The organism is Rhodothermus marinus (genome assembly GCF_009936275.1).
GTDB classification, from domain to species: domain Bacteria; phylum Bacteroidota; class Rhodothermia; order Rhodothermales; family Rhodothermaceae; genus Rhodothermus; species Rhodothermus marinus_A.
Map to the genome: position 1 here is coordinate 2,246,613 of NZ_AP019797.1, position 24,980 is coordinate 2,271,592.

Sequence of the window (24,980 nt, forward strand, 5' to 3'; positions counted from 1 at the left end):
CGTGGTGGGTATCCGGTCATTTGTCGGTAGGGGCACACCACCGTGTACGCTCGTGCTTTCTCACATGCACCATGATTTCCCGGAAATCGTATAAGGCCCACGCTCCTTTCAGCGCGACCTGAACGCCTGCACCAAAGTATCATTGCGGGCGGCCAGCAGCCAGCGCGTGCCGTCCGGACGCCGAAGCCAGGCCAGATGGCGCACCTGTCCGCGGAAGACCAGCCCGGAAGCACCTGGACGCAACGGTGAAAAATCCCCTTCCAGCCGCCGCCCCAGCAAGATGCCCGGGCCGTGACCATAGTGCCCCAGGGCCGGATTGGCTTCATCGAAGTTGCCAGCAAGGAGCACATCCGGACGCCCATCGCCGGTCACGTCGTCGATGAGCAGCGCACGTACCGGAAACCACTGCGCGGGCTCAGGAAGTGGATACAGCGAGAAATGGCCGGTACCGTCATTTTCAGCCCATACCGACGCAAAGGTGCGGGCCGATAGTACCGACGCCTGTCGCACCGTCTCTTCGCCGAAGAGCTCTTCGAGCGTACGAGCGCCCCAGGCGTGATAGCTTTCAAACTGTCGTCCCAGCTCCGGGAAACGGCGTGCCAGCAGGTCAATCGTCGCCACCGGATAGGGTCGCTCGTCCCAGTAAGCCACCACGACAGGATCGGGCTGGCCGTCTCGATCGAAATCGTGCAGGTAGAGCTGCACCGGCCGTTCCGGCGTTGCCTGCAGCGTGGCATTCAGCCCCAGGTTGCCGGCCACGAAGTCCAGATCGCCGTCGCCGTCGAGGTCGGCCGCCCGCACGCTGAACCACCACCCTTCGGTATTTTCCAAGACGGTCGGCACCAGACGGCCATCTGCCTCCTGGAAAAACAGCGTCAGCGGCATCCACTCGCCCACCACCAGCAGATCCATGTGGCCGTCGCCGTCGAAGTCGCCCCAGGCGGCGTCGGTCACCATGCCCACGCGGGCCAGTGCCGGCGCACGCGCCTCGGTAACGTCCGCAAACGTTCCGTCGCCCCGGTTTTCCAGCAGAAAGCTGCGCGGCGCTTCGCCGTAGCGACGGGCCTCGACCCGCCCGCCCACGAACAGATCCGGGTCACCATCCCCGTCATAATCGGCCACGCGCACGCAACAGCCGTTCACAAACAGATCCGGCAGCGCCTGCTCGTCACGCATGAACCGCCCGCGGCCGTCGTTGCGGTAGAGCCGGTCACGCAGCGCCTCGGCCTGGCCCCACCACTCGTTGCCCGCGCTGACCACGTACAGGTCCAGATCGCCGTCGCCGTCCGCGTCGAAAAACGCCGCATCCACGTCCTCGTAGCGGCTTTCGGCCTCCCAGAGCGCTTCGTTCGTGGGGCGAAAGGTTCCGTCCGGCTGCTGCACGAGCAACCGGGCCGACTGCCACTTGGCCCCGCCCAGAAACACGTCGTCCAGCCCGTCGCCGTTCACGTCGCCCACGGCCAGCGCCGGCCCTTCACGCGAGAGCCGGTGCGGCTGGAGCGGCTCGCGGGTAAAGTCCACAAAGGCGTTCTCTTCATGGCGATACGGCAATGCCTCGTACACTTCTTGGAAAAGCGGACGTGGCAGCGCCGGCGGATGATAACGCACCTGCGCCTCGGCCTGGCGGAACGTCAGCGTCTGATCGGCCGCCACGCTGCGGCGCACTTCATAACGACCGTCGGGCCAGACCACCCTCACCGAATCCACCTGCGTACGAGTGCCCAGCCCGAAGTGCAGCACGGGCTCGACCGACGAGAGCCAGCCACGTACGGGCTGTTGCTCCCGAAGCTGGAGGCTGTCGCCGTAGTGCACGGTCACCCGGGCGCCGATACCCCACCGGTTCATGCCTTCGCCTTCCAGCACGACGCGCAGGTAGTGGGCGCCCGTGCGCTCACGGGTGTGGTTGCGGTATACGGCCGCGGGCGCGTTGATCTCGCTGGTGACCAGATCCAGGTCGCCGTCGCGGTCAAGATCCACGTACACGGCCCCGGTCGAAAAGCCGGGCTGTCCCAGTCCCCACGCCTGCGCCCGGTTCGTAAAGGTGCCGTCCCCGTTGTTTTGAAAGGCGAAGTTGGGCTGCGACACCCGGGGCATGTGACGCAGCAGGTCTTCCAGCAGGTCCGGCGTGATGCCGCGCGCCAGGGCCTCCTGGATTTCGGGCTGTCCGACGTAGCGGATGTAGTCCAGATCGTTCGGGCGGTGATAGATGCCGTTCGTAACGAAGAGGTCCTGGTAGCCGTCGTTGTCCAGGTCGGCCAGCAGCGCGGCCCAGCTCCAGTCGGTAGCGGCCACGCCGGCCCGAAAGGCCACGTCCACGAACTGCCAGGCGCCCAGATTGCGCAATAGCACGTTGTGGGGATACTGGGGATGATAGCCGAACTGCCGCTTGCGCTGAAACAGCTCGAACGACTCTGGCCCGTCGGCCGTCTTGAAAATGACCGGATCGAAGGGCATCATGTCGAGCACGATCAGATCGGGCAGGCCGTCGTTGTCGACGTCGCCCGCATCCACTCCCATAGACGCCTTCGAAATGTAGGCCGTGGCCGTGCGTAGCACGTCGGTGAAGGTGCCGTCGCCGTTGTTGCGGTAGATCCGATCGTCTTCGTGGAAGTCGTTGGCCACGTACAGATCGGGCCAGCCATCCTGATCCAGATCGCTCACCACCACGCCAAGCCCGTAGCCGATGAGGCCATCCACGATCCCGGCCTCGGCCGTCACATCCACAAAGCGCCCGCCGTCGTTGCGCAGCAGCCGGTCGCTGGCGTTGGGATCGAAGCGACGGCGCAGCGGCTCGGCCGGACCGAAACTCTCGTCGGTGTGCAGTGCCCGGTTCAGCAAATACAGGTCCAGATCGCCATCCCGATCATAGTCGAAAAACACGGCATGCGTGCCGTAGGCGGCAATGTCCAGTCCGAATTCAGCCGCCGCTTCCCAAAAACGTGGAATGCCCGTCTCATCCGGCCCCTGGTTCAGAAAGAGCTGGTTGCGGCCGATGCGATCCAGATAGTTGCTGAAGGTGACCAGGTAGAGATCGAGCCAGCCGTTGCCGTCCACGTCGGCCACGGCCACGCCGGTGTTCCAGTTGCCCGAGCCGGCCACGCCAGCCGCGTCGGTGACGTCCTCAAAACGCCAGTCCCCCCGGTTCAGGTACAGGCGGTTCGGCCCTCGATTGGCGACAAAGTACAGGTCCGGCCACCCGTCGCCATTGAAGTCGCCCGCCGCCACGCCGGCCCCGTCGTAGTAGTACATATAATTAATAATGTTAAAGGCCGTATCGACGGGCACTTCGTTGACGAAGGTAATGCCGGTCCGATCGGAATCCATCCGCTCGAACAGCGGCGGCTCGGCGGGCCGACAGGCGGCCAGTCCGGCAAGACCAAGCAACAACAGGAGCTTTCGCATGGCGTTTACCGTCGCACGACAAAAAATCGAGGCGCGTCGTCATTGCGGGCCACCAGGATCAGCGGAGGCCGACCCGGCCGTGCCAGCTTCTGGAGGTCCCGCACCTCGCCCCGCACGAAAAAGCCACTGTCGCGGGGCATCACCGTCGTGAAGCGGCCGGCCCCCTCGCCTCTGAGCCAGAGGCCGTAGGTCGCTTCCATCAGGCCCAGACTCGTCTGCGCCCAGCGGAAGTTGCCGCCGGCCAGCACGTCCAGGTGGCCGTCGCCGTCGAAATCATCCACCAGCAGCCCGTAGAGGGGTGCCCACTGCGCCTCGGGCGGGAGCGGATGCAGCCGAAAGCGTCCGCCGCCAAGATTTTCCACGTACAGGCTGCGCAATTCGCGGACTTCCAGCACGGCGGCTCCCTCCAGTTCCTCCGGCTTCAGGATGTCCTCCAGCATCATGCGGGCATAGGCGGCATGGGAAGGAATGCGGCCGCTTAGGAACGGTAGCTGACCGAGCAGCTCGCGGCGCAGGTTCAGGGGACGGTGACGAAGCCCGGCCGCCGTACTTTCGGGACGGGCCAGCAGATGATCGGCGAAGCCGTTCCGGTCGAAGTCTTTCACAAAAAGACGGAGCGGACTTTCCGGCGTCGCCTTCAGCGGCGTGTTCACGCCCAGATTGGTGGCGATGAAGTCCGGATCGCCGTCGGCGTCGAAGTCGGCCACGGCCACGCGGTGCCAGATGCCCGAGGTTTCGGCCAGATCGGGCAACTCCCAGCGTTCCAGCCGTCCCCCACCGACATTTCGGAAAATCGTGAGCGGCATCCACTCGCCCACGACGAGCAGATCGAGCCGGCCATCGCCGTAGAAGTCGGTCCAGGCCGCATCGGTGACCATGCCGATGCGGGACAGACCGGGCGCCAGCGTTTCGGTAACGTTTGTAAAATGCCCACGACCATCGTTCTGCAACAGCAGGCTCTCGGGCGCCATGCCGTAAAACCAGGGCTCGATCCGGCCGCCGACGAACAGATCGACGTCGCCGTCGCCATCGTAGTCCGCAGCCGCGACAGGTCCACCGCTGCTACGAATCCGGGGTAGCCGATCCACGGCCTTCCGGAAGCGGCCACGACCGTCATTCAGATACAGCCGATCCTGAAGCGCCGGAGCGCGGGGCGCATAGGCGTTGCCGCCGCTGACCACGTACAGGTCCAGGTCGCCGTCGCCGTCCGCGTCGAAAAACGTGGCGCCCAGGTCTTCCGAGAGCGCATCGGCGGCAAACAACGCCTCGTTGGCGCGTGCAAACCGGCCGTCGGGCTGTTGCACGAAGAGCACGCCGGGAAAGCCCTTGGCCCCGCCGATGTAGAAATCGTCGCGGCCGTCGCCGTTCACGTCGCCCACGGCCACCCGGGGCCCCTCGCGCGAGCGCATCCAGGGCATGAGCCCCTCACGCAGAAAGTCCACGAAGTCATCCTCCTGATGCCGATAATCGAGCGCCACCTGCGCCGTCACGTCGGCGAAACGCGGCGTTGCCCGCTCCGGCAACAACGGCAGTTCAGATCGGCCCACTGTGGCCTCCTCCTGATGAAAAACCAGCCGTTGGTCGGCCGCCACACGCCGACGTACTTCATGGCGGCCGTCGGGCCAGACCACGACCACGGCATCGACCGTGTCGTGCGGGCCGAGTCCGAACGTCAACACCGGATCCACCGACGACTGAAAGCCCCGGTTGGGCATCTGCTCCTGGTAGAAACGCTGCGTCCCGGCCAGCACGGTCACCTGCGCACCGATCCCCTGCGTGTTGGGCGGTGTGCCGATCAGTTGTACCTGCAGAAAGTGCCCGTTGAAGCGCTCGCGCGCCCGGTTGCGATAGACGCGCACCGGACCGTTCACGTCGTTGACGATAAGGTCCAGGTCGCCGTCGCCGTCCAGATCCCCGTAGGCGGCCCCGCTGGAGAAGCCCGGCCGTCCGAGGCCCCATTCCTGCGCCCGATTCGTGAAGGTGCGGTCGCCGTTGTTGTGAAAGGCATAGTTCGGGAGCGGATGCGAGGGCATTTTTCGAATCAACGCCAGATAGTCGACGCCTTCCTCACGGATCACCGCCCGCATCGTCTCTTCGGCCGAGAGGTATTCGAGATAATCCTGATCGATCACATCCCAGAAGATGCCGTTGGCTACGAAGATGTCCTTGTAGCCGTCCAGGTCGGCATCAAAGATCAGCGCGGCCCAGCTCCAGTCGGTAGCAGCCACACCGGCCCACATGCCGATCTCGCTGAAGGTGCCGTCGCCGTTGTTGTACTGGAGCGTGTTGCGGGTAAACTGGTGGTAAAAACCGTTTTCCACCTTGGTCTGGTAGAGCTGCCAGCCCTCGAAGGTGGTCGTGGTCTTCAGGCGGGCGTCGTCCTCGGGCAACATGTCCGTCACGAAAAGCTCCGGGAAGCCGTCGTTGTCGATGTCGGCCGCATCGGCGCCCATGGACGAGAGGCTGATCGACGCCATGGCCTCTTCCAGCACTTCCCGGAAGGTGCCGTCGCCCTGGTTTATATAGAGGTAATCGCGCTCGAAGAAATCGTTGGAGATGTAGAGGTCGGGCCAGCCGTCGCGGTTGAGATCGGCCACGGTCACGCCCAGCCCGAAGGCGATCTCCGGCCCGAAAATGCCGGCCTCGGCACTGACGTCCACAAAGCGGCCGCCGTCGTTGCGGTAGAGGCGGTCGCCTCCTTCGTGATTGCGTTCGTGACGCGTGTTGCGGAAGTCCAGGCTGATGATGGGCCGCATGGAGTTGTTCAGGACGTAGACGTCCAGGTCGCCGTCCCGGTCGTAGTCGAAGAAGACGGCATGGACCGAAAAGCCCGTGTCGGCCAGGCCCAGCTCGGCGGCCGCCTCCCGGAATCGCGGGATGCCGTTCGCGTCGGGCCCCAGGTTCAGATAGAGCTCGTTGGCGCGGAGGCTGTCGGCAAACGGTCCGGCATGGCACACGTACAGATCAGGCCAGCCGTTGCCGTCGACGTCGGCCACGGCCACGCCGGTGGTCCAGGGCTTCGTTCCGGCCACGCCGGCCGCATCGGTGACGTCCTCGAAGCGCCAGTCGCCTCGGTTCAGGTAAAGCCGGTTGGGACCCTGGTTGGCCGTCAGAAAGACATCGAGGCGTCCATCGCCGTTGAAGTCGGCCAGCCCGACGCCTCCGCCGTTGTAAAAGTTGCGATAGATAAAGACGTTGAACTCCTGCGTTTCGCGCAGGCGGTTTTCGAAGCGGATGCCCGTCTGGCGAGGGGACAGCGCTTCAAACAGGGCATCGGCGGGCACGCCGGGCCTGCGACACCCTCCCAGCACCAGCAATCCCACCAGGCCGAGGCTCCTGAAACCACGCAGCAAGAAGCGATGCATCATGCCTGAATTCCGAACAGCTTTGCCCCAAAGAAAACACCGCCGGAGCGCTGCCGCAAGGCAACACCCCGGCGGTGTCTCGTCGCGCCGCTTACCGGACCATCAGTAGCCCGGATTTTGCTGCAGATTCGGGTTGGCGTCGAGCTGCGCCTGGGGAATCGGGAAAAGCAGTACTCGCGGATTGCTGGGATCCTTGAACTCCCAGGCGCGCGTAAACTGGCCATGACGAATCAGATCCTGGCGCCGTTTGGCCTCCCAGGTCAGCTCGAAGAGGCGCTCATCCAGGATCGCCTGCCGCAACGCTTCGCGGCTGGAATAGTCGGCCAGGTTAAGCGGCTTGGGCGGATCGAAGACACGCGCGCGCACTTCGTTGATCAGGTCGATGACCTGCTGAGAAGGCCCGTTCAATTCATTCAGGGCTTCCGCCTTGATCAGGTAGATCTCGGCCAGGCGGAACCAGGCGTAGTCGTTCCCGTGGTTTCCGTTCACGTTGTTCGGATCGGGCCCGTACTTGAGCACGCGCACGCCTTCACGCTCGTTTGCATTTGTTACGTTCTGAATCTCCGGCGTATAGACCAGCGGTGCGCCCGTGCGGTCCGTCAGCGGATCACCCTGCGAGTAGCACTGGCTGCCCACGCAGTTACCCCGCGGCTCAGCATACTGCTGCCCGACCAGGAAGATCGTGCGTCGGGCATCATCCTGGTCGAACTTGTTGTACGTCTCGGCCAGAATGGCATGGCCATTCCAGGGCGAAGGCGACAGCTGGTTATAATGCAACGTTCGCATCTGGAAGGTCATGCCCAGACCGTTTTCGGGCAGGTGCTGGATGGCGAAAATCACTTCCGGGGCGTTCTCGTTGTTGGGTAGAAACATGGCCAGCCATTCACTGGCATCCTGGGCCAGCCGGAAGTAGCCGGAGTTGATGATGTTATCGGCCCGCTGGATGGCCGCTTGGCAGGCATTCTGCCCACCGCTGACCTGCACATCCACGCAGGAGTTGTACCCGGTAGGATTCAGCTGATCGCTGTTGCGGGTGAAAACGCCCGCGTTCAGGTACATGCTGGCCAGGATCGCGTCGGCAACCCATTTGGTAACCCGACCCGCAAGCGGCGGCTGCTCCGGAAGGTTATCGTAAATTTCCAGCAGTTCGCTTTCGATGAAATTGAAAACTTCGGCCCGCGTAGCGTTCGCCGGCGGGTTGTTGGGATCGACGACAAATTCGTCGTCGCCCACGATGGGCACGTTGCCGAAAAAGTCCAGCAACGTATAGTAGAAGAAGGCCCGAAGCAGCCGCACTTCGGCTTCGAGCTGCGCTTCGTTTGGTGCCTCGATTTCCGCCAGGGTCTGCAACAGACCGTTCGCACGCGCAATGCCCGTATAGGAATCGACCCAGGCGCCGTTGATATCGACCAGCGAAGGATCCCACTGGTGACGATGGATAGCCAGCCAGCGGCCGCCGTCGAACCAGTCCTGCCCACGGGTGGGCACGACGGTTTCGTCGGAGGAGACCTGACTCAGGTTCCAGTAATTCCATTCCAGCGCCCGAAGTTGGGCATAAATGGGCGCCAGGGCGGCGGTGATTTCTTTCTCGGTTTTGTAAAAGTTTTCGGGCGTTACCACCGAAAAGGTCTCTTCGGTCAGATCCGTACAGCTGCTGAGGATCAGTACGACCGGTGTCAGCAGCACCGCCAGCAGGATACCGGCCGTCTTATTTCTCTGCATGCCTCTCATGGTCAACGTTCTGTTTGAATGCGGATGAAACTGGTGCGTCATTCCTTTCAAGACCGTTAGAAGCCCAGGCTGATGCCGACCGTAAAGGTGCGCGCCCGGGGATAGTTCGTGTAGTCGATCCCCAGCGTCGCCAGCCCGGCATTCGTGTTAACCTCCGGATCGTATCCGCTGTAGGGGGTAATCACCAGCAGGTTCTGTCCGGACACATAGATACGTGCCCGCCGGAGATAACGGCTCCATGGCCCCAGATTGTTGAAGGTATAGCCGACCGTCACGTTGTCCAGCCGGATAAAGGAGCCATCTTCGATCCAGCGCGAGGAGTAGATGGCCGGTTCGTCCAGGGCGTCCGGATCGTCCAGCGCCGCTTTCAGGAAGTTCTGGTTCTGGAGCACGGCGCTCTTCGTCTGATAGACCAGGGCCGTGTTGTTGAAGACGTCGCGGCCCTGTTCGCCCCGGATGAACACGTAGAAGTCGAAGTTGCCCCAGTAGATATTGGTACGGAAGCCGTAGGTGAAGTCCGGCTGGGCATTGCCGATGATGGTCCGGTCATCACCGGTGATCTCGACCTGACCGTCGCCGTCCAGGTCGGCAAACTGCTGGCGGCCGTTGGCATCGACACCCAGGAAGACCGGTCCGTAGAAGGTGCCGATCGGCTCGCCCGGCAGCAGAATCTGCGCGTAGGTGTCCGACTGACCACGGCCACTGACCGTCCCGGTAATAATCTGATCGCGACCACCCAGGCTGACCACTTCGTTACGGTTGGTGCTGAAGACCAACCCGAAGAGCACGTTCAGTCCGGGCCGATCGACAGCCAGCGCATCGAGCGAAAACTCAAGGCCCCGGTTGCGCGTCTTGCCGACGTTTTCGATCCGGGTCGGGACCGGCGCCGGCTGCGGCACAGGGATCTCCAGCAACAGGTTGCTGGTGTTCTTCTCGTAGTATTCGATCGTTCCCGAGAATTTGCCGTTCAGCAGGCTGTAATCCAACCCGATGTTGAAGGTGGCCGTCTCTTCCCACTTCAGGTCCGGATTCGCATAGTTGACCGGGGCAAATCCGGTGTACGGCTGCTGATCGAAAACCGCCTGCAGGCTTTCGTTGGCGCCAAGCTGCGCCAGCGACAGGTAGTTACCGATCTCCTGACTACCCGTGATGCCATAGCCCACCTTCAAGCGCAGGTCGGTGAGCCAGTCCAGCCCCTGCATGAACGGTTCGCCACTGATACGCCAGGCCGCCGAGATGGCCGGGAAGAGCCCCCACTTGTTCCCTTCGCCAAAGCGCGAGGAACCGTCGTACCGAAGCACGCCGGTCAGGTAGTACCGGCTCTGGTAGTTGTAGTTCAGGCGCGTGAAGAACGAAATGAGTCGGCTTTTTTCCTTGTAGGAAAACGTCCCGGCTTTGACCAGCTGGCTGGCCGACTGCATAGCGTTGTAGGTGGTGACGTCCGTAACGAATCCCTGCCCTTCGACGCCGAATTCTTCCGTCATGTACTCGTTGAACTCGTAGCCGCCCAGCAACTCCACATTGTGCGCCTGAGCGAACGTGTTGCGGTAGGTCAGATAGCTCTGGAACGTCAGCGACGAGTGTTCCCGGCTACGCTGCAGCGCCCGCCCTTCGTACTGGGCACCGGTCGGATTCTGTTGCGGGAAGTACTGGCGGCGGCTCGACTGCGCCCGGTCGGCCCCGAAGTTCACCCGGGCCGTCAGGCCAGGCAGCAGATCCAGCTCAGCGCCGATGTTCCCCAGCGAGCGCGTCGTCTTTACGAAGTCCAGCACCTGCTCGGCCATGGCCACCGGATTGCGCACCGAGGTCCGGCCGTCCGCAATTTCAAAATAGCCATCCAGTGCCGGGGTCCCATCCAGGTTTTGATCGGCGTAGATGGGATAGGTGGGATTCATCTGATAGACGTTCGTAAACACCCCGCCTTCGAAGCCGGCCGTCTGGTTGTAGGGCAGCAGGTCGTCGTGCTGGAACGACGAAGTCAGGTTGAGCTGAAGCCGCAGCCGCCCGTCGAAGGCCTGATGGTCGGCGTTCAGGCGTCCGGTCAGACGTTCCAGCCCGGAGCTGATGACATGGCCCTGCTGATTCAGGTAGCTGACCGAGGCCCGGTAGCGGGTCTGGCTCGTACCGCCCGAAAAGGCCAGATTATGGAAGTGCGTGATCCCCGTCCGCGTAACCGCTTCTTCCCAGTCCGTATTGGCATTCCCCAGTACGTTCAGCGCATCCTGCGAAAGATTTCCGGCCTGCACCTGCTCCTGAACGAACCGCCGATATTCCTCCCCATTCAGCAACTCCAGCTTCTTATAGGGAGAGGCCGCCGAAATATACCCTTCATAGTCCACCTGAAGCTGGCCCTGACGGCCCTTCTTCGTCTCGATCAGGATCACGCCGTTCGCACCCCGCGATCCGTAGATAGCGGTGGCCGCGGCGTCTTTCAGGACCGTGATCGACTCGATGTCGTTGGGATTGATCAGGCTCAGGGGGTTGCGCGGTGGCGGCGGCGCGCCGTCAATCCCGGCCCCTTCCGGCATCAGGCGCACGTTGTCGATCGGCACGCCATCGATGACGATCAGCGGATCATTGCTAGCACTGATGGAGGTACCACCGCGCAGACGGATGTTCAATCCGGCGCCCGGTTCGCCATTGTTCGAGATGATCGTCAGACCGGCCACCTGGCCCTGCAGCAGCTGGTCGGGCGAGGTATAAACGCCCTGATTGATCTCCGTCGCATCAATCGTCGCCACCGAGCCGGTCACGTCTTCACGCCGCTGCACGCCGTAGCCGACCACGACGATCTCTTCCAGCACCTCGACGGTGGGTTGCATGCGCACGTTGATGACCGTTCGGTCGCCTACCACCTCCTGCACCTGCTCGTAGCCCACGAACGAGAAAACCAGCACGGCTTCGGGTCCGGGCACTTCGATCTGATAGCGTCCCTCGACGTCGGTGGTCGTGCCGGTCATCGTGCCCAGCACCACGATGTTGACGCCGGGCAACGGCTCCCCCGTCGTCGCGTCACTGACGGTACCCGTCACCGTGCGCGGCTGCGCAATGACAACGCTTACATTCCAGCATGCAAGCAGCAGACTCACCCTTAAAATGCGCGAAAGCAATGTGCTCATGGTACCCACTCGCTCAAATTGTTTGAGTAAATGTAAGAGTTTCCACTTGCTATGGGATCGCTTCCAAATCTCAACGATGGGTGCGGGAAATGCAATCCCTTTTTTAAGGGACACCCTTCAACTAAACCGTTTTAGTTGTAACAAGCCTGCAACCTTTTATACAAACTTCACAGAGCTCTGTCGAGGCTCAAAACAAAGCCCGCCTCCCCTGCGGGAAGACGGGCGATCAACAGTTCGGATAGGGGCTTACTGATTCCTGCCGGCACGCTTCGTGGTGATCAGAATCACCCCGTTGGCGCCCCGGGAGCCGTAAATCGCCGTGGCCGCCGCATCCTTCAGGACCGTGATCGACTCGATGTCGTGAGGGTTCAGAAAAGAGATGGTCCCACCCGGTATCGGTGTGATGGGCATGCCATCGACCACATAAAGGGGTTCTGGATTGCCCAGGAGCGTGTTCTGCCCTCGGATGCGCACGATCAGTCCGCCGCCGGGCGCTTCGGTCACGTACACACCGGCCACGCGCCCTCTGAGCAACTCTTCCACGCGCGTCACCGGCCGCTCTTTGACCTCGTCCGGATCCAGCTCACTGACCGAGGCCGTCACCTCCTCCCGTGCGATCGTGCCGTAGCCGACGTTGACCTGCTCCTTTGCTTCCGCAGCCGACGCGTCGGTTTCGGCCACCGGCCGACTCCCCGCGCAGCCGGTCAGCCACAATGCCGCCACCAGCGCCAGCCCGCCCACCATGTGCCGCCGTTCCATGATGCCTGCTCCGGGTTGGGTTCAAGGATGCCGCTCTCCTTCAGGATACCTCTAAAAAATCTAAACGTTTCCCGCCACAAATAAACCTGTCTAACCCCTGCTTTTCTTTCAAAAAGCAGGGGCGCACCACAGGGTGCGCCCCTACCGGACGAACAAGACACGCGCAGCCCTTTTGCGATGATTGAGGATGTTGCTTATTCCAGCGGCAGCCGGAGCTGGCGGCGCACGTAGCCGGCCCCCTCGCCTTCGAAGCGCACCTGCAGGCGGTAGCCGCCGGGCTCGGGGCTCAGCATGACACCTTCGACGGCCTGCACCCGGCGTGGCGTGCGCACCTGCAACGTATAGCTCCGCCCCACCCGTCCCTCCAGCACCAGCAGCAGGCTGTCGGACGCGGCCCGTACGCGCAGTACCCGGAGTCCGCGGTTGTCCATTCCGGGCACCAGCGGCTCGGGGGCTACATAGACGTCGGTGCCCGGCCGCATGCGGTAGCGGATCGTGGTCGGACCGGCCACCGGCACGCGGATGCGCACGCGCTGCAGATCGCCTTCCTCCCGCACTTCGAAGACGGCCGGCCGGTCGTTTACGGTCACGGACTCCACGCGGGCATCCAGCGGAAAGGCCGGCGCCAGATCCAGCGAGACGGGCGCCGCCTCGCCTTCAGGGATGATCTCCACCAGAAAGGCTTCGTCCGTGCGCCGAATGGCCAGCGCATACCGATCGCGTCCCACCGGCACGTGCCGCAACCGCAGCGAATCCCACACGGCCGGAAGCTGGGGCGCCACGCGCAACACCCGGCCGCCCTCCCGCACGTCCAGTCCCAGCAGTCCCCGCACCAGCGGGGTCACCACCATGGCCTCGGACCAGATCTGGTGGTGCGACGAGCGGCCGAAATCCCGATTGAAAGCACCCGAGAGCAATTCGGTCACGTAGCCCAGCGCCCCCTGGTAGGTCAACAGCGCGTTCGCCATCAGCGCCTGATAGCCGATGTGTGGTTTTTCGTAGCGATAGGCCGCCATCGACGCCCAGCCGGTAAACAGCGGCCAGACCGATCCGTGATGGTAGGAAAGCGGATCGTAGCGGCTGCTGGCGTTCGACAGAATCCGCGTGCCCCAGTCGGTGGCCATCTGCGCGCTGCCCACGTGCTCCAGCGCCCGACGGGCACGCTCCGGGCTGAGCAACCGCCACCAGAGCGGTACCGCCTGCAGCACCGTGTTTTCCGGAAACAGTTCGGGCGCCGCGGCCCCGTCCGGCTTCCAGGTGGCAAACGCATAGAACCCTTCGTCTTCCAGCCAATAAGTGCGCTCGATGGCCGCCCGCACCCGCACCGCCCGCTGCCGCACTTCGGCCGCCAGTTCGGTTTCGCCCAGGGCCGTCGCCATGGCCTCCATCCCCTCCAGCGCGGCCAGCCAGACGCCCTGCTGGTACAGCTCTTCGTGCGGCGGGTACAGCAGCCCCCCTTCCACCCAGCCGTGTCCCACGCCGGTGTTTTCCACCAGGTCGTTGCCGTCCGTGTCGGTGCCGGCCGTGAAGCGGTAAGCCCTTACAAGCGCGTCCCAGTGCTCTCGGATGTAGTCCAGATCCCCGCTCGCCTGCCAGTAATCGGCGTGTGCGATGATAAAGAGCGGCGTGGCATCGGCCGAGGCCCAGGGATACGGATAGTCCTCGAACCAGTCGATCAGCGCAGCACTCTGGGAAATTTCGTGCGGGATCTTACCGTCTTCCCGCTGAAACTTTCGCAGGAAGTCCAGCGCCGTGCGGGTCGTTTCGAAGTGGCCGACGGCCGTCGTGGCCAGCACGGTCCAGAGCGCATCGCGCCCGAAGAACCAGGCAAAGCCGGGCCGCTCGCTGTTGCCCGCCGTACGGAAGCCGGCAATCAGTCCGGTGCCCAGGTACGGGTTGGTCGCCAGCCCTTTGTCGATGCCCACCAGCGCCCAGGCGTAGGCCGTGTTCAGCGTCGGATCGGGCGTTTCGATCTGCAATGCTTCGTCCAGCAGCCGTTCGTAGTGCGCCACGTTCTGGCGGTAATAGCTTTCGGCCTGCTCGAGCAGCCGCCGGTAGGTCGCGATCGCGCCGTCGATGCCCTCGACGCTGCCGGTGATCACCACCGGGATGTAGTAGCGGGCGGCCAGCTCGGGCGTTACCTCCAGCTCGAACCGGTTCGGTAGATCTTTTGGCTCTTCCTGATAGGGCTGCACCGACACGTCCCGGGCCAGCGGCGAGCCTATCACCCCGGCAAACCGGCGGGTTTCCTCGGTGATCGTATAAAACCGCCCCTCCTCGTTCCAGCCGAGGTAGCCTGTCATCAGACCGGCCGGCCACATGAGGCGCAGGTCGGGCCGAAACGCCACGCGGATCGTCAGCGGCCGCACGGCCTGCACGTCCAGCAGCATCACGATACCCGGCTCGTGCACCGGCGCGTACAGGATCTGTCGCACGGTGAAAGCCGCGTGGCTGTAGGTGAGCACGGTGGCCTCCGGCCGCGCTTCGATGTAGGCCAGCGTCTCCTCGCCGCTCAACGGCACCGGATAGTCGGCAATCTGGAATTCCAGCCGCAGGTCGCGCAGGATTTTGAGCGGATAGACCCAGACCTCGAACGCGCGGTGTTCGTAGCCGAGCAGCGCCGCCCGCCGCCCCACCACGTCCAGAAACGCTCCGGCCTGCGTGGGTCGCGCCAGCACCAGCCGGCCGGTCGGCCGCTCAAAGCGCGGCACCAGTCCTTCGATCTGTTGCGCCTGCACCGCCATCATGCCGGACAGCAAACAGCCAAGCCATACTGCAATCCATGCGTTTCCTCGCAGCATCGTCGGTCAGAAGGTTATGTACAAAAAAGCCCGTCCGGCAAGAAAACGCCGGACGGGCCGAAAGGTCAAGCCCCTGCGCATTTCACGGTGCTTCCAATTCTTTCAGCATAGCTGTTATCTGCGCTTTGAGCAGAGGAAGATCTCGCTCCACCGTTGCCCAGACTTCTTCGAGATCAATACCGAAGTACTCGTGTACCAGAATATTTCGCATCGCTACAATCTGCGCCCAGGGGATCTGTGGATAGGCGGCATGAAACGCCTGCCCCAGGCGCGCCGCAGCCTCACCGATCAGTTGCAGATGATGGATGATCCACACCTGAATCAGTTCGTTCTGAAGAAACGCCCTTTTGCCCTGACTGGCATATCGTTCGATCCGGGCAATCGCCTCCAGCATGTCCCTGAGTCTTTCGACAGGCGTTCTCATAGAGGAATGGCCTCCTTCAGCACTTTTTCGCGAATCCGGGGCTTGAGACCGGATTCGCTGAGCACATCGACACGGCACCCCAGCAGCGCCTCCAGCTCAAGCCAGAGCGCGGCGTGGTCCAGCAGGCTGCGTCCCGGCTCGAAGCGCACGATCAGATCCACATCGCTTGACGCGTCGGCCTCTCCCCGCGCTACCGAGCCGAACACCCGCACGTCCGTGGCTCCGTAGCGGGCGCAGAGCCGAAGGATCTCCTCGCGTTTCTCTCTGAGCCGCTGCAGAAGTCGCTGCTCTGTTTTCATCCTGAGGTTTTATTCGGAAAACAAGTGGCATCACCCGAGACGGCACTTCGCTTCGCTCCGTGCCTGACTACAAGCGCGCTGGTTGTGCTTCAAACGGCCGGCTACAAACCTAACCGACAGCGCTATAAAGGGTTACAGGTCAAAATCGTGACCTTCTTTTCGGATGACTTCTACCAAAAAGCCCGTCCGGCAAGAAAACGCCGAACGGGCCGAAAGGTCAAGCCCTGGCGGTTACTCCTCGCTTTTTGCCCGGAGCGAGGAAGCTTCGGGAAGAAGCTGGTTGCGACGGTAGGCGTAGATGCGGAAGACCGTCTCGTCGTCACCGCGCACCAGCGCCCAGCCGTTGCTCCGCTCATCAAAATAGAGCACCTGCTGGACGCCACCGGGCAACCGGAGCGTCAGCACATAGTCGGGCGCCCGGCGGATCGAGTCGGCCGGCAGGTCATCGAAGAAGCCGTCGGCGCGGAGCGGATCGAACTGACCGGCCCAGCGCGCAGCCGCCGCCGAGTCGGCCGGCGCGGTCTGGTCGTCTTCCACCAGTTCCCAGCCGCTTTCGCCCCGGCGCACGCCGTATCGCTTACCTTCATGCTGCACTTCCAGCGCTTCGATCTGGCCCGCCGGCACGTTCAGGATCGTCTTGTCGCGCCAGCGGGCCAGATCCTCCGGAAAGGTCAGCTCGGTTCGGGCCAGAAACACCCGCTCATCCGTGGCCAGGCGCACGTACCGGGCGTTGAAATCCGGCCCCGTATTGCCCCAGAACAACTGGAGCGAGTCGCCCGCCTTCCGATAGGCCACCAGGCGGATGGCGTTTGAGTCGGCCACGCCGTAATTGCCGTAGCGGGCCGGGTTGGTGGAAACGACGCTTTCCAGCTCCGTTTCGGCCAGATTTTCGACGAAACGTCGGGCAAAGGACGAGTCGGCCGGATAGTGAATCGGGGCCGTCAGCTGCCAGCCCGAACCGCTCCGCTCCAGCACAAGCGGATCCTTGCCCGGTCGCTCCAGACGGATTCGCGTGATCTCGTCCGCCCGGAGTGTCCATTCTGGCACGTCGATCGTCGAGGGGTTTCGCTTGAAGGCGCCGGTGGCCCAGGCCAGTACGAGCAGGACCACCAGCACGATCGACAGAATGACAACCGGATTTTTTCGCGGCATGGCTCACGTCCGGGATGGTTTCAGGTGGTCAGCACAATCTGACGCTGACGCCGAATGCGCCAGCGGATCAGCCCGAAGAGCACCACCAGCACCACCGGTCCCAGGATGTTCGCGTACTTGATGAAGGGCCGCAGGCTTTCGCTCACCGGTTCGAGCGCCCGCGGCGTGATCGACTTGGTGCGGATCGCCAGCAGCGCCTCGTCCTGACCGAGCCAGTCGGCGATGTTTAGCACGAAGGCCAGGTTGCCCGGTGGGAGCTGGCCGCCGTAGCGCTGCTCGTTGACCAGATCGCCGTCGCCCACCACCACCAGCCGGGCCGGTTGTCCGATGCGCGTGCTGTCGTAGGCGCTCGGGAATGTCCCGTGCAGCGCCACGGCCAGCACGTAGGGGCCGTCCCGGAAGTTTTCGGGGTCCGGCAGCATGGCGGGCTGCACCGTGAAGAAGCCCTGTTGCGTGGCACTTTGCGGCGTCGAGTACACCAGCGGAATGCGCTCGACCCCTTCGGGAAGCGCCGCGCTCGTATCGATCGAGCTGACGTAGTAGAAGAAGACCTCCCGGAGCCGACTGACCATGGGATGCTCCGGGTTGAAGCGTGTGGCGATGGGGAAGAACGGGTACTCCACCATCTGGGCCACGCGGAAGAAGCCCACGGTCCGCTGCAGCGTCACCACCGAGCTCTGGCGGTCCATCACCAGGTCGGGCCGCACCACGGCGCCGTAGTGGGCCAGCAGGTCCTCCAGTCCGGTCTTCTGCTCGCTGGCAAAACCGAACTGCAGGTTCGCGTTGATCCGGTTGAGCAGCACGGCCACACGGCCGCCTTCCATCAGGTAGCGGTCGATGGCCTTCAGGTGCGCCTCGGGAAACGTGTCGGTCGGCGCAATGATGAAGAGCACATCCGGCCGTGGATCCAGCGTGCTGTCTTTCACCGACACGGTGCGCACCTCGTAGTTACGCTCCAGCGCCCGATAGAACGTCTCCATGGCGGTGCGGCCCGGCTCGCCGTGGCCCGTCAGGATGCCCGCCACCGGCAACCGGTCCCGCGTGAGCTTGCGGATGGCGCTGGTCAGGTCGTACTCCAGCGTCGAGAGGTCTTCGATCACCGGGATCGTCTCTCGCTTGCCCGCATACTCGACCACCAGCCCCATGTAGGCATTTTTGATCTGAAGATTGTCGTTTTCGATCACCTGCACCTGCACGGGCGGGATGTTGTAGCGGGCGGCTTCCTGCTGGAGCGATTCGTCCGATCCCGGATCCAGAAATTCATACTGGAATTTGTTGCCGCCGTAGGCGCGGTATTCGTCCAGCTTGTCGCGCAGAAAGCGCCGGTAGCTGCTGTACGGGGCCGGCAGATCGGCCGTAAAGAACACGCGCACGGTGACCGGGTCGTCGAGCGAACGCACCGTCTCGATCGATGCTTCTGAGAGCGAATAGACCCGGTCGTCGGTCAGGTCGATCCGGAAGAAAACGTTCAGGCCGATCAGGTTCAGCACCACCAGAATCAGTCCGACCAGCAGCAGCGTGGTGCGTGTGGTCCAGTTCCGTTGCATGGCTCACTCCGGACGTCGTGCCAGGTGATACGCGGTCAGCAAACCGGCAAACGCCGTCAGCGACAGGTAGTAGAGCACGTCGCGCGAGTCGATCACGCCGCGCATCAGGTTCCGGTAGTGGAAGTCGATGCTCAGGTACTCCAGGATGGGGGCCAGCCAGCCCGGCACGAAGATCGTGACCTTGTCGAGCAGGTACAGTCCGAAAATCATGGCAAAGCCCAGAATGAAGGCCACGATCTGGTTGCGCGTCAGGCTGGAGGCCAGCAGCCCCAGCGCGCTGCAGGACAGGCCCAGCAGCGCCAGTCCCAGATAGCCGCCGAGCGTGGCGCCGTTGTCCGGATCGCCCAGCACGGCCAGCGTCAGCACGTAGACGCCGGTCAGGGCCAGCGCCACCAGCAGCACGATCACCACCGACAGCAATTTGGCGGCGATGACCTGTCCGTCACGCACCGGCAATGTCAGCAGCAGTTCAATCGTACCGGCGCGGCGCTCTTCGGCGAAGGTGCCCATCGTGAGCGCCGGGATGAAGAACATGAACAACACCGGCGCCAGGTCGAAGACCGATCGCAGCGACGCGACGTTCTCGACGAACAGGCTGTTGCCGAAGAACCAGCCCGTAATGAGCAGAAACACGCTCAGCACGATGTAGGCCGACGGGCTGTCGAAGAAGGCCCGCAGTTCGCGTCGCGTGAGGATCCAGACTTCCCGCATCGCTCCAGCGCGTTTAGTTCATCGTGAGCTGGCGGAAGACCTCCTCCAGATCGACGCGCTCCCGGTGGAGCTCGGTGAGCGTCCAGCCGCGCTCAACGGCCAGGCGGAACAGCTCCGGGCGCAGGTCCTTCTGGCCGTCGGCGCTCAGGCGCAGCAGCAGCGTGCTGTCGCTTTCCGTCCGCGCCTCCTCTACGCGCACGCCGTCCAACCGCTCCAGCGCAGACCGCACCTCAGGCTCCGGCGCCTGCACGCCGAACAGAATGCGCTGGCCGCCGTGGGTCGATTGCAGCTCGTCGGGCGTGCCGTCGGCCACGATCCGCCCGCGATGAATGATCAGGACGCGGTCGCACGAAGCCTGCACCTCGGGCAGGATGTGCGTCGAGAGGATGACGGTCTTTTCGCGCCCGAGCGTCTTGATCAGGCTCCGGATCTCCACGATCTGGTTGGGATCGAGCCCGGAGGTCGGCTCGTCCAGGATCAGGATGGGCGGGTCGTGCACCATGGCCTGCGCCAGCCCGACGCGCTGGCGGTATCCCTTCGAGAGCGCGTCGATGCGCTTGGTGAGCACGTCGCCCAGTCCGCACACTTCGATCACCTCGGCCAGGCGACGCCGCCGCGCCGCTCCATCGAGCCCCCGCATGGCCGCCATGAACTCCAGATAGTCGTAGGTGACCATGTCGGGATAGAGCGGCGTGTTTTCGGGCAGGTAGCCGATCTTCTGGCGAATCGCCAGGCTGTCGTGCCGCACGTCCAGCCCGTCCACCAGGACGGTGCCCTCGGTCGGAGGCAGGTAGCAGGTGATCACCTTCATCGTGGTGGTCTTTCCGGCCCCGTTGGGACCGAGAAAGCCCAGCACCTCGCCCGACCGCACGGTGAACGAAATGCGGTCGACGGCCACCTCCGACCCGTAACGCTTCGTCAGCTCGCGTACCTCGATCATGACACGCGTGCCGGTATTGCTTCGGTCGTGGTGGGACTCTTTTCGCCGATTAGAAAAGCAAACCGGGCCGCACCATTCCATGGTGCCATCAGAAAATTACAAACGAAATGGCCGGCTTTTTAGTGTATCGCTCCCCCTGTCTCATCAATTCTTTGCAATGCCTCAATCCATCGCGTCATGCGGTATGCTTTTGTGCCTGCAACAGACGCGCGAGCTCAATCAGGGGTAATGCTTCTATGCCCTGTCCTACCGGGAACCGGTCCGACCCTGGATACACTATGAATTGCTTCTCCGGGCGTACATCCTCACAGGCTGCATAGAAACCGCGATCCGGGCGTGGACTCAGGCTGCGTTTGACCTCAACGGCCCAGCGCCGGCCGTCAGGCCATACAATCAGCAAATCGATCTCCGCACCACCGGCCGTGCGATAGAAATAGAAGGTCGTCCCTGTCGGTGCACTGGCTATCAGGTTTTCTATAACGAAACCCTCCCAGCTTGCCCCTACGACCGGATGAGACAGCAGCGTTTCCATGTCGATAATATCCAGCAGTGCATGCAACAGCCCGCTGTCTCGGATATAAAGTCGCGGCGATCTGACCAGACGCTTTTCGACATTGGCATGCCAGGGGGGTAAACGACGCACCAGAAACAGGTCTACCAGCAGATCTAAATAGCGATTTACCGTACGCACATCGATCCCCAGGTTACGAGCCAGTTCCGCTGCATTCAACGTCCCTCCCTGCCGATGTGCCAGCATAACCCACAGTCGCCGCAACATCTCTGCTGGCAAACGCGTCCCGAACCGGGGAATCTCCCGTTCCAAGTAAGTCCGAATAAAGTCCTGACGCCATCGAAAACTCTGCAGCTCTGTCTCGGCCAGTAAACTCTCCGGGAAACCGCCACGCAGCCACAGCGCTTCCAATGGACGGTCTGTCGGTTCAAGCACAAAAAAAGGAGTCAGCTCCAGATACCGCACACGCCCGGCCAGCGACTCTCCGGACTGCCGGAGCAAATCCAGCGAAGCCGAACCCAGCAACAGATACAGCCCTGCACGCTTTCCCCGACGACGAGCCTGATCAATCAAGCCCCTGAGGATCGGGAACAGTCCGGGTACCCGGTGCACCTCATCCAGAATGACCAGCTCACCCAGATGAAGCAGTAGATATGCCTCAGGATCGGATAACTTGGCCAGATCCCGCGGAGATTCCAGATCCAGATAAACCCCGCCGATCAACTCGGCTACCCGTAACGCCAGCGTGGTTTTTCCCGCCTGGCGTGGTCCAAGCAAGCAAACAGCCGGGACCTCCTGCAACCCCTGGAGCACTTCCGAAAGCAAATGACGCTCAATCATCCTTGCAAATCATACATCATAATGTCAGTTTTGCAAGGATATGAACGCCCGTCTTTCCGCCAGGTGCCCTCTTGTGCCATTGGTTGCCGTTCCGTATCTTCCAATTCGTTTTTAGTCATGCCTAAAAACTTAGTCGATTCGGATGCTGATGCTGGCGTTGTGGCTGGGCGGCTGGCTCCTGGCGGCCGACACCAGCCGGTTCACCTCCGAACTGGCCGTCGCCTACACGGTCGACGTCATGAGTCCGCTGGCCGGTGCGTCGGTACGGCCGGTGTGGATGGATAACGTGGACGTCACGCTGGCGTGCACCTGACGCCGCGCACCACCCTCTTTTTTTACGGGCTGGGCAACCAGGGCGGATCGATCAGCGCGCGCGTTGGCGACGCACAGGGCGTCAGCAACATCGAAGCACCCACCTCCTGGCGCCTCTACGAAGCGTTTGTCGAGCACGTGACGGCCACCGGCCGCCTTTCCGTGCTGGCGGGGCTGTACGACCTGAACAGCGAGTTCGACGTGCTACCGGCCGCCGGGCTTTTTATCAACAGCTCGTTCGGCATCGGCGCCGAACTGGCCGCCAGTCGTCCGCAGGGGCCGTCGATCTTCCCCGTGACGTCGCCCGGACTCCGGGTTCGCCTGGGTTTTCAGCGAAGCGCCCGGTATGCTGGCTACCTGCAGGCCGTGGCGCTCGACGGGGTGCCGGGCGATCCGGACCGCCCCGCCGGCACGCACATCGTCTTCGGACGCAACGACGGCCTGCTGCTGGTGGCCGAAGCCGGCGCGCTGGTGCATCCGGAAGCACCGCTGCCCGACGGCTCGCCGATCCGGCTCGTCAGTCGCCTGCACGAACATCCCCATCATCACAAGCTGGCGCTGGGCGCCTGGTACTACACCGCCCGCTTCCGGTGGCTCGACGCAGACCGCACGCAACGGGGCAATGCCGGCGTCTATCTACTGGCTGAATCGCGGCTCTACCGGGAAGACCCCCGCACGCTCTGGGCCTTTCTGCGGGTGGGCCTGGCGCATCCGCGCGTGAACCGCTTTGGCGCCTACACGGGCGGGGGCTTCAGTGGAAGGGGCTGGGTGCCGGGACGCCCGGCCGACCGCATGGGACTGGCCGTCGCCGCCGCCCACAACAGCAGCGCCTACCGCCGCCTGCAGCGACAGCAGGGCACGCCCGTACACCGTACCGAATGGGTTTTCGAAGGCACTTATCTGCTTGCCCTCAGCACAGCGCTCCGCCTGCAGTTCGATCTGCAATGGGTGCTCCACCCCGATACCCGCGCCGGCAGCGTGCTGGTCGGCGGCCTTCGCCTGCTGTGGAGTCCTTAAGACGACAGCGGAAGCGAACGTATGCGCACCTGTGCCTCGGTCACGCTCACCATGGCTCCGGCACGCAACTGATCACCGAATCTGTCAATTATTCCCATCAGGTATCTATTCACATTTTCAGGGCGCATATTTCGAAGACGAAACACGATCACAGTGGGTAACCGGGCGCCGCTCGCAGCCATCAGTTCACCAAAATCAAGATCATGCGTCAATAAGATTCTGCGTTCTGTTCGCGCCAGTTCCAGAATAGACGCATCCGTAAGTAACTGGCCCTTAAGTTCACGAAGATGAACGGCGTCATATCCTTGTTCTCTCAGAAACCTGACCGTATGGGGAGAAATCCCCATGTCTGCAAGGAACCTCATGGGGTTTCTGGACTCAGTGGCACGACCCATTCCTCGGAGAGCCAGGCCGCATACTTGAGCGCCTGATGAATATCTTCAGGTTCCAGATAAGGATAGGCTTCAAGAATTTCGTGGACTTGCATTCCATTTGCCAGCAAATTCAAGATCAGCGAAACCGTAACCCGTGTGTCCCGAATGCAGGCACGTCCCCCCATCACTTCAGGATCAAACGTGATACGTTCCAGGCCAGGCACAGGAAAACGTGCTTTCATGGGCGTCTTGCTTTGTTGATCAGGTTCATGCCGGTACGGGTTGGCCGGCCAGCATTTCGATCGTCAGCGCGGCCGTCCAGGAGAAGCCCGTCGCCCCGCAGCCGGTCCCATCGCGGGGGTCGTAGTACTCCATGAAGCCGGACTTCTGCACCAGCTCCAGGCTGTGCTGCCGGATCGTTTCGGCCAGCTCGTGATAGCCGTAGCGGCGCAGGCCCTCCATGACCATCCAGTTGATGATGATCCACACCGGGCCGCGCCAGTAGCGCCGCGGCTCGAAGAACAGATTGTTCTTGGCCTGCGAGGGCACGTAGTAACGCGTGCCGTCCGGCGCATACTCCTCGGGATTGAGCAGGTGCTCTTCGACAAGCCGACGCGCCTGGCGTTCGCTGGCCAGCCCGGCAAACAGCGGGATGAACGTGGCGCAGCCGTTCTCTTCCAGCACGCGCCGGGCGCGCAGGTCGTAGGCGAAGTACAGACCGTGTTCCTCGCTCCAGAGCCGGGCATTGTAGGCGTAGCGCGTGGTGGCCAGCCACTCGTCGAACTCCTCGGTGGGTTCGCCCAGCTCGGCGGCCAGCGCCCGCAGGTCACGCTGCGCCCGGTACATGAGCGCGTTGAAAAGCGTGTCCTGCACCAGAAACGGCGAGCGGGCGTAGATCGTCTCCTGATCGTAGCCCCACTGGCGGAACAGGTCGATCAAATAGATAAAGCGCTGGTATTCGGCCTGAATGGGCCGTTCGTCCTCGCGCACGTGCAGAAAGTCCTTGCGCTGGTAGGCCGGCACGCGCGTGGGGATGACCCGGATCATGGGCTCCACAAAGCGCGCGGCGTTGTCGGTGCCCGACTCCCAGGGATGCACGATCGCCACCAGGCCGGTGTTTTCGGGGTCCCGGGCCGTGCGTAGCCAGCGATGCCAGCGGTAGAGCGCCGGGTAGATCTCCCGCACAAAGGCCAGCGAGGCCTCGCGGTCCGGCGCCCGCTCGTGCATGAGGCGCACGCAGGTGGCCAGCAGCGGCGGCTGGACGATCCCGGACGTCAGCACGCCCTCCGGCGCGTTCGGACTCCGCTCGATCTGCCAGAAATCGGGCGTCGGGAAGTAGTCGGAAGCGCCGTTGTGGTAGACCACGTGCGGCAACATGCCGTCCTTCCACTGCCCTTTCAGCAGCGAGCGGATCTCCTGCTCGGCCCGCGGGCGATCGAAGTGGCTGAGTCCCAGCGCCACCAGCGCCGCGTCCCAGTTCCACTGATGGGGGTACTGGTAGGTCCCCGGCTTAACAAAAATCCCGTTTACGTCGTTCGCCCGGAGGACCGCCTTCGCCTGTTCGATCAGCGCCTCCGGGTCAATGACCACTGGTTCAGACATCGGTGCAGGTTTTATAATGCTTTTGCGCTTCTTCAACAGAAAGACCACGCGCGCGTTTCACACCTCCCTTGCAA

18 protein-coding genes are annotated in these 24,980 nt (G+C 63.0%); 2 read left to right on the forward strand and 16 right to left on the reverse strand.

All coding sequences use genetic code 11. From position 1 onward, the window contains the following. Nucleotides 1-108: 108 nt before the first annotated feature. The 13 genes from GYH26_RS09685 to GYH26_RS09745 all read right to left on the reverse strand — a co-directional run bounded on the left by GYH26_RS09685 (nt 109) and on the right by GYH26_RS09745 (nt 21,601). On the reverse strand, nt 109-3,402 hold the full coding sequence (locus GYH26_RS09685; protein WP_161541477.1) for a VCBS repeat-containing protein: 3,294 nt from the start codon (nt 3,400-3,402) through the stop codon (nt 109-111). Nucleotides 3,403-3,407: 5 nt separating this feature from the next. Further along, on the reverse strand, nt 3,408-6,770 hold the full coding sequence (locus GYH26_RS09690) for a VCBS repeat-containing protein (protein WP_161541478.1): 3,363 nt from the start codon (nt 6,768-6,770) through the stop codon (nt 3,408-3,410). A 99-nt stretch (nt 6,771-6,869) separates the two neighbouring features. Further along, nucleotides 6,870-8,489 carry a RagB/SusD family nutrient uptake outer membrane protein gene (locus GYH26_RS09695; protein WP_012844256.1) on the reverse strand — a complete coding sequence of 540 codons (1,620 nt, stop codon included), beginning with the start codon at nt 8,487-8,489 and terminating at the stop codon, nt 6,870-6,872. A gap of 65 nt (nt 8,490-8,554) precedes the next feature. Beyond that, nucleotides 8,555-11,617: a SusC/RagA family TonB-linked outer membrane protein gene (locus GYH26_RS09700; protein WP_161541479.1), complete on the reverse strand. Its 3,063-nt coding sequence runs from the start codon at nt 11,615-11,617 to the stop codon at nt 8,555-8,557. A 246-nt stretch (nt 11,618-11,863) separates the two neighbouring features. Next, on the reverse strand, nt 11,864-12,376 hold the full coding sequence (locus tag GYH26_RS09705) for a TonB-dependent receptor plug domain-containing protein (protein WP_161541480.1): 513 nt from the start codon (nt 12,374-12,376) through the stop codon (nt 11,864-11,866). Nucleotides 12,377-12,570: 194 nt separating this feature from the next. After that, the gene (locus tag GYH26_RS09710; RefSeq protein WP_242006367.1) at nt 12,571-15,123 is read right to left on the reverse strand and encodes an amylo-alpha-1,6-glucosidase; all 2,553 of its coding nucleotides are present in this window, start codon (nt 15,121-15,123) and stop codon (nt 12,571-12,573) included. A 136-nt stretch (nt 15,124-15,259) separates the two neighbouring features. Beyond that, entirely contained in the window at nt 15,260-15,601 is a 342-nt protein-coding gene (locus GYH26_RS09715; protein WP_012844260.1) for a HepT-like ribonuclease domain-containing protein, read from the reverse strand. Further along, complete coding sequence (locus GYH26_RS09720) at nt 15,598-15,900, reverse strand: nucleotidyltransferase family protein (protein ID WP_161541482.1); 303 nt, start codon at nt 15,898-15,900, stop codon at nt 15,598-15,600. The genes GYH26_RS09715 and GYH26_RS09720 overlap by 4 nt, the downstream gene beginning before the upstream one ends. Nucleotides 15,901-16,131: 231 nt before the next feature. Next, complete coding sequence (locus tag GYH26_RS09725; RefSeq protein WP_161541483.1) at nt 16,132-17,052, reverse strand: DUF4340 domain-containing protein; 921 nt, start codon at nt 17,050-17,052, stop codon at nt 16,132-16,134. A 20-nt stretch (nt 17,053-17,072) separates the two neighbouring features. Beyond that, the gene (locus tag GYH26_RS09730; protein WP_161541484.1) at nt 17,073-18,599 is read right to left on the reverse strand and encodes a GldG family protein; all 1,527 of its coding nucleotides are present in this window, start codon (nt 18,597-18,599) and stop codon (nt 17,073-17,075) included. A 3-nt stretch (nt 18,600-18,602) separates the two neighbouring features. Continuing rightward, nucleotides 18,603-19,310, reverse strand: a complete 708-nt coding sequence (locus tag GYH26_RS09735) for an ABC transporter permease (RefSeq protein ID WP_012844264.1) — start codon at nt 19,308-19,310, stop codon at nt 18,603-18,605. Nucleotides 19,311-19,323: 13 nt separating this feature from the next. Then, nucleotides 19,324-20,250, reverse strand: coding sequence for an ATP-binding cassette domain-containing protein (locus tag GYH26_RS09740; RefSeq protein WP_161541485.1), 927 nt, complete (start codon nt 20,248-20,250; stop codon nt 19,324-19,326). Between the two features lie 175 nt (nt 20,251-20,425). Further along, entirely contained in the window at nt 20,426-21,601 is a 1,176-nt protein-coding gene (locus tag GYH26_RS09745) for an ATP-binding protein (RefSeq protein ID WP_161541486.1), read from the reverse strand. Nucleotides 21,602-21,749: 148 nt separating this feature from the next. Here GYH26_RS09745 and GYH26_RS09750 point away from each other — a divergent pair, with 148 nt between their 5' ends. Both GYH26_RS09750 and GYH26_RS09755 read left to right on the forward strand, forming a co-directional pair. After that, the gene (locus tag GYH26_RS09750; protein WP_161541487.1) at nt 21,750-21,914 is read left to right on the forward strand and encodes a hypothetical protein; all 165 of its coding nucleotides are present in this window, start codon (nt 21,750-21,752) and stop codon (nt 21,912-21,914) included. After that, complete coding sequence (locus GYH26_RS09755; protein WP_161541488.1) at nt 21,905-22,930, forward strand: carbohydrate porin; 1,026 nt, start codon at nt 21,905-21,907, stop codon at nt 22,928-22,930. The genes GYH26_RS09750 and GYH26_RS09755 overlap by 10 nt, the downstream gene beginning before the upstream one ends. Here the strand turns inward: GYH26_RS09755 and GYH26_RS09760 are convergent. The 3 genes from GYH26_RS09760 to GYH26_RS09770 are packed head-to-tail and all read right to left on the reverse strand — an operon-like array spanning nt 22,927 to nt 24,906. Next, complete coding sequence (locus GYH26_RS09760; protein WP_161541489.1) at nt 22,927-23,295, reverse strand: DUF5615 family PIN-like protein; 369 nt, start codon at nt 23,293-23,295, stop codon at nt 22,927-22,929. The genes GYH26_RS09755 and GYH26_RS09760 overlap by 4 nt on opposite strands. Further along, nucleotides 23,292-23,546 carry a DUF433 domain-containing protein gene (locus GYH26_RS09765; RefSeq protein WP_012844268.1) on the reverse strand — a complete coding sequence of 85 codons (255 nt, stop codon included), beginning with the start codon at nt 23,544-23,546 and terminating at the stop codon, nt 23,292-23,294. The genes GYH26_RS09760 and GYH26_RS09765 overlap by 4 nt, the downstream gene beginning before the upstream one ends. A gap of 25 nt (nt 23,547-23,571) precedes the next feature. Further along, nucleotides 23,572-24,906, reverse strand: a complete 1,335-nt coding sequence (locus tag GYH26_RS09770) for an amylo-alpha-1,6-glucosidase (protein ID WP_161541490.1) — start codon at nt 24,904-24,906, stop codon at nt 23,572-23,574. Nucleotides 24,907-24,980: the final 74 nt, after the last annotated feature.

Coding starts and splice junctions, on each gene's coding strand:
- GYH26_RS09715 (WP_012844260.1), bottom strand. CDS start 15,601: ATGAGAACGCCTGTCGAAAGACTCAGGGACATGCTGGAGGCGATTGCC.
- GYH26_RS09770 (WP_161541490.1), bottom strand. CDS start 24,906: ATGTCTGAACCAGTGGTCATTGACCCGGAGGCGCTGATCGAACAGGCG.
- GYH26_RS09700 (WP_161541479.1), bottom strand. CDS start 11,617: ATGAGCACATTGCTTTCGCGCATTTTAAGGGTGAGTCTGCTGCTTGCA.
- GYH26_RS09760 (WP_161541489.1), bottom strand. CDS start 23,295: ATGAGGTTCCTTGCAGACATGGGGATTTCTCCCCATACGGTCAGGTTT.
- GYH26_RS09740 (WP_161541485.1), bottom strand. CDS start 20,250: ATGATCGAGGTACGCGAGCTGACGAAGCGTTACGGGTCGGAGGTGGCC.
- GYH26_RS09705 (WP_161541480.1), bottom strand. CDS start 12,376: ATGGAACGGCGGCACATGGTGGGCGGGCTGGCGCTGGTGGCGGCATTG.
- GYH26_RS09695 (WP_012844256.1), bottom strand. CDS start 8,489: ATGCAGAGAAATAAGACGGCCGGTATCCTGCTGGCGGTGCTGCTGACA.
- GYH26_RS09710 (WP_242006367.1), bottom strand. CDS start 15,123: ATGATGGCGGTGCAGGCGCAACAGATCGAAGGACTGGTGCCGCGCTTT.
- GYH26_RS09730 (WP_161541484.1), bottom strand. CDS start 18,599: ATGCAACGGAACTGGACCACACGCACCACGCTGCTGCTGGTCGGACTG.
- GYH26_RS09685 (WP_161541477.1), bottom strand. CDS start 3,402: ATGCGAAAGCTCCTGTTGTTGCTTGGTCTTGCCGGACTGGCCGCCTGT.
- GYH26_RS09735 (WP_012844264.1), bottom strand. CDS start 19,310: ATGCGGGAAGTCTGGATCCTCACGCGACGCGAACTGCGGGCCTTCTTC.
- GYH26_RS09690 (WP_161541478.1), bottom strand. CDS start 6,770: ATGATGCATCGCTTCTTGCTGCGTGGTTTCAGGAGCCTCGGCCTGGTG.
- GYH26_RS09745 (WP_161541486.1), bottom strand. CDS start 21,601: ATGATTGAGCGTCATTTGCTTTCGGAAGTGCTCCAGGGGTTGCAGGAG.
- GYH26_RS09720 (WP_161541482.1), bottom strand. CDS start 15,900: ATGAAAACAGAGCAGCGACTTCTGCAGCGGCTCAGAGAGAAACGCGAG.
- GYH26_RS09765 (WP_012844268.1), bottom strand. CDS start 23,546: ATGAAAGCACGTTTTCCTGTGCCTGGCCTGGAACGTATCACGTTTGAT.
- GYH26_RS09750 (WP_161541487.1), top strand. CDS start 21,750: ATGCTGGCGTTGTGGCTGGGCGGCTGGCTCCTGGCGGCCGACACCAGC.
- GYH26_RS09725 (WP_161541483.1), bottom strand. CDS start 17,052: ATGCCGCGAAAAAATCCGGTTGTCATTCTGTCGATCGTGCTGGTGGTC.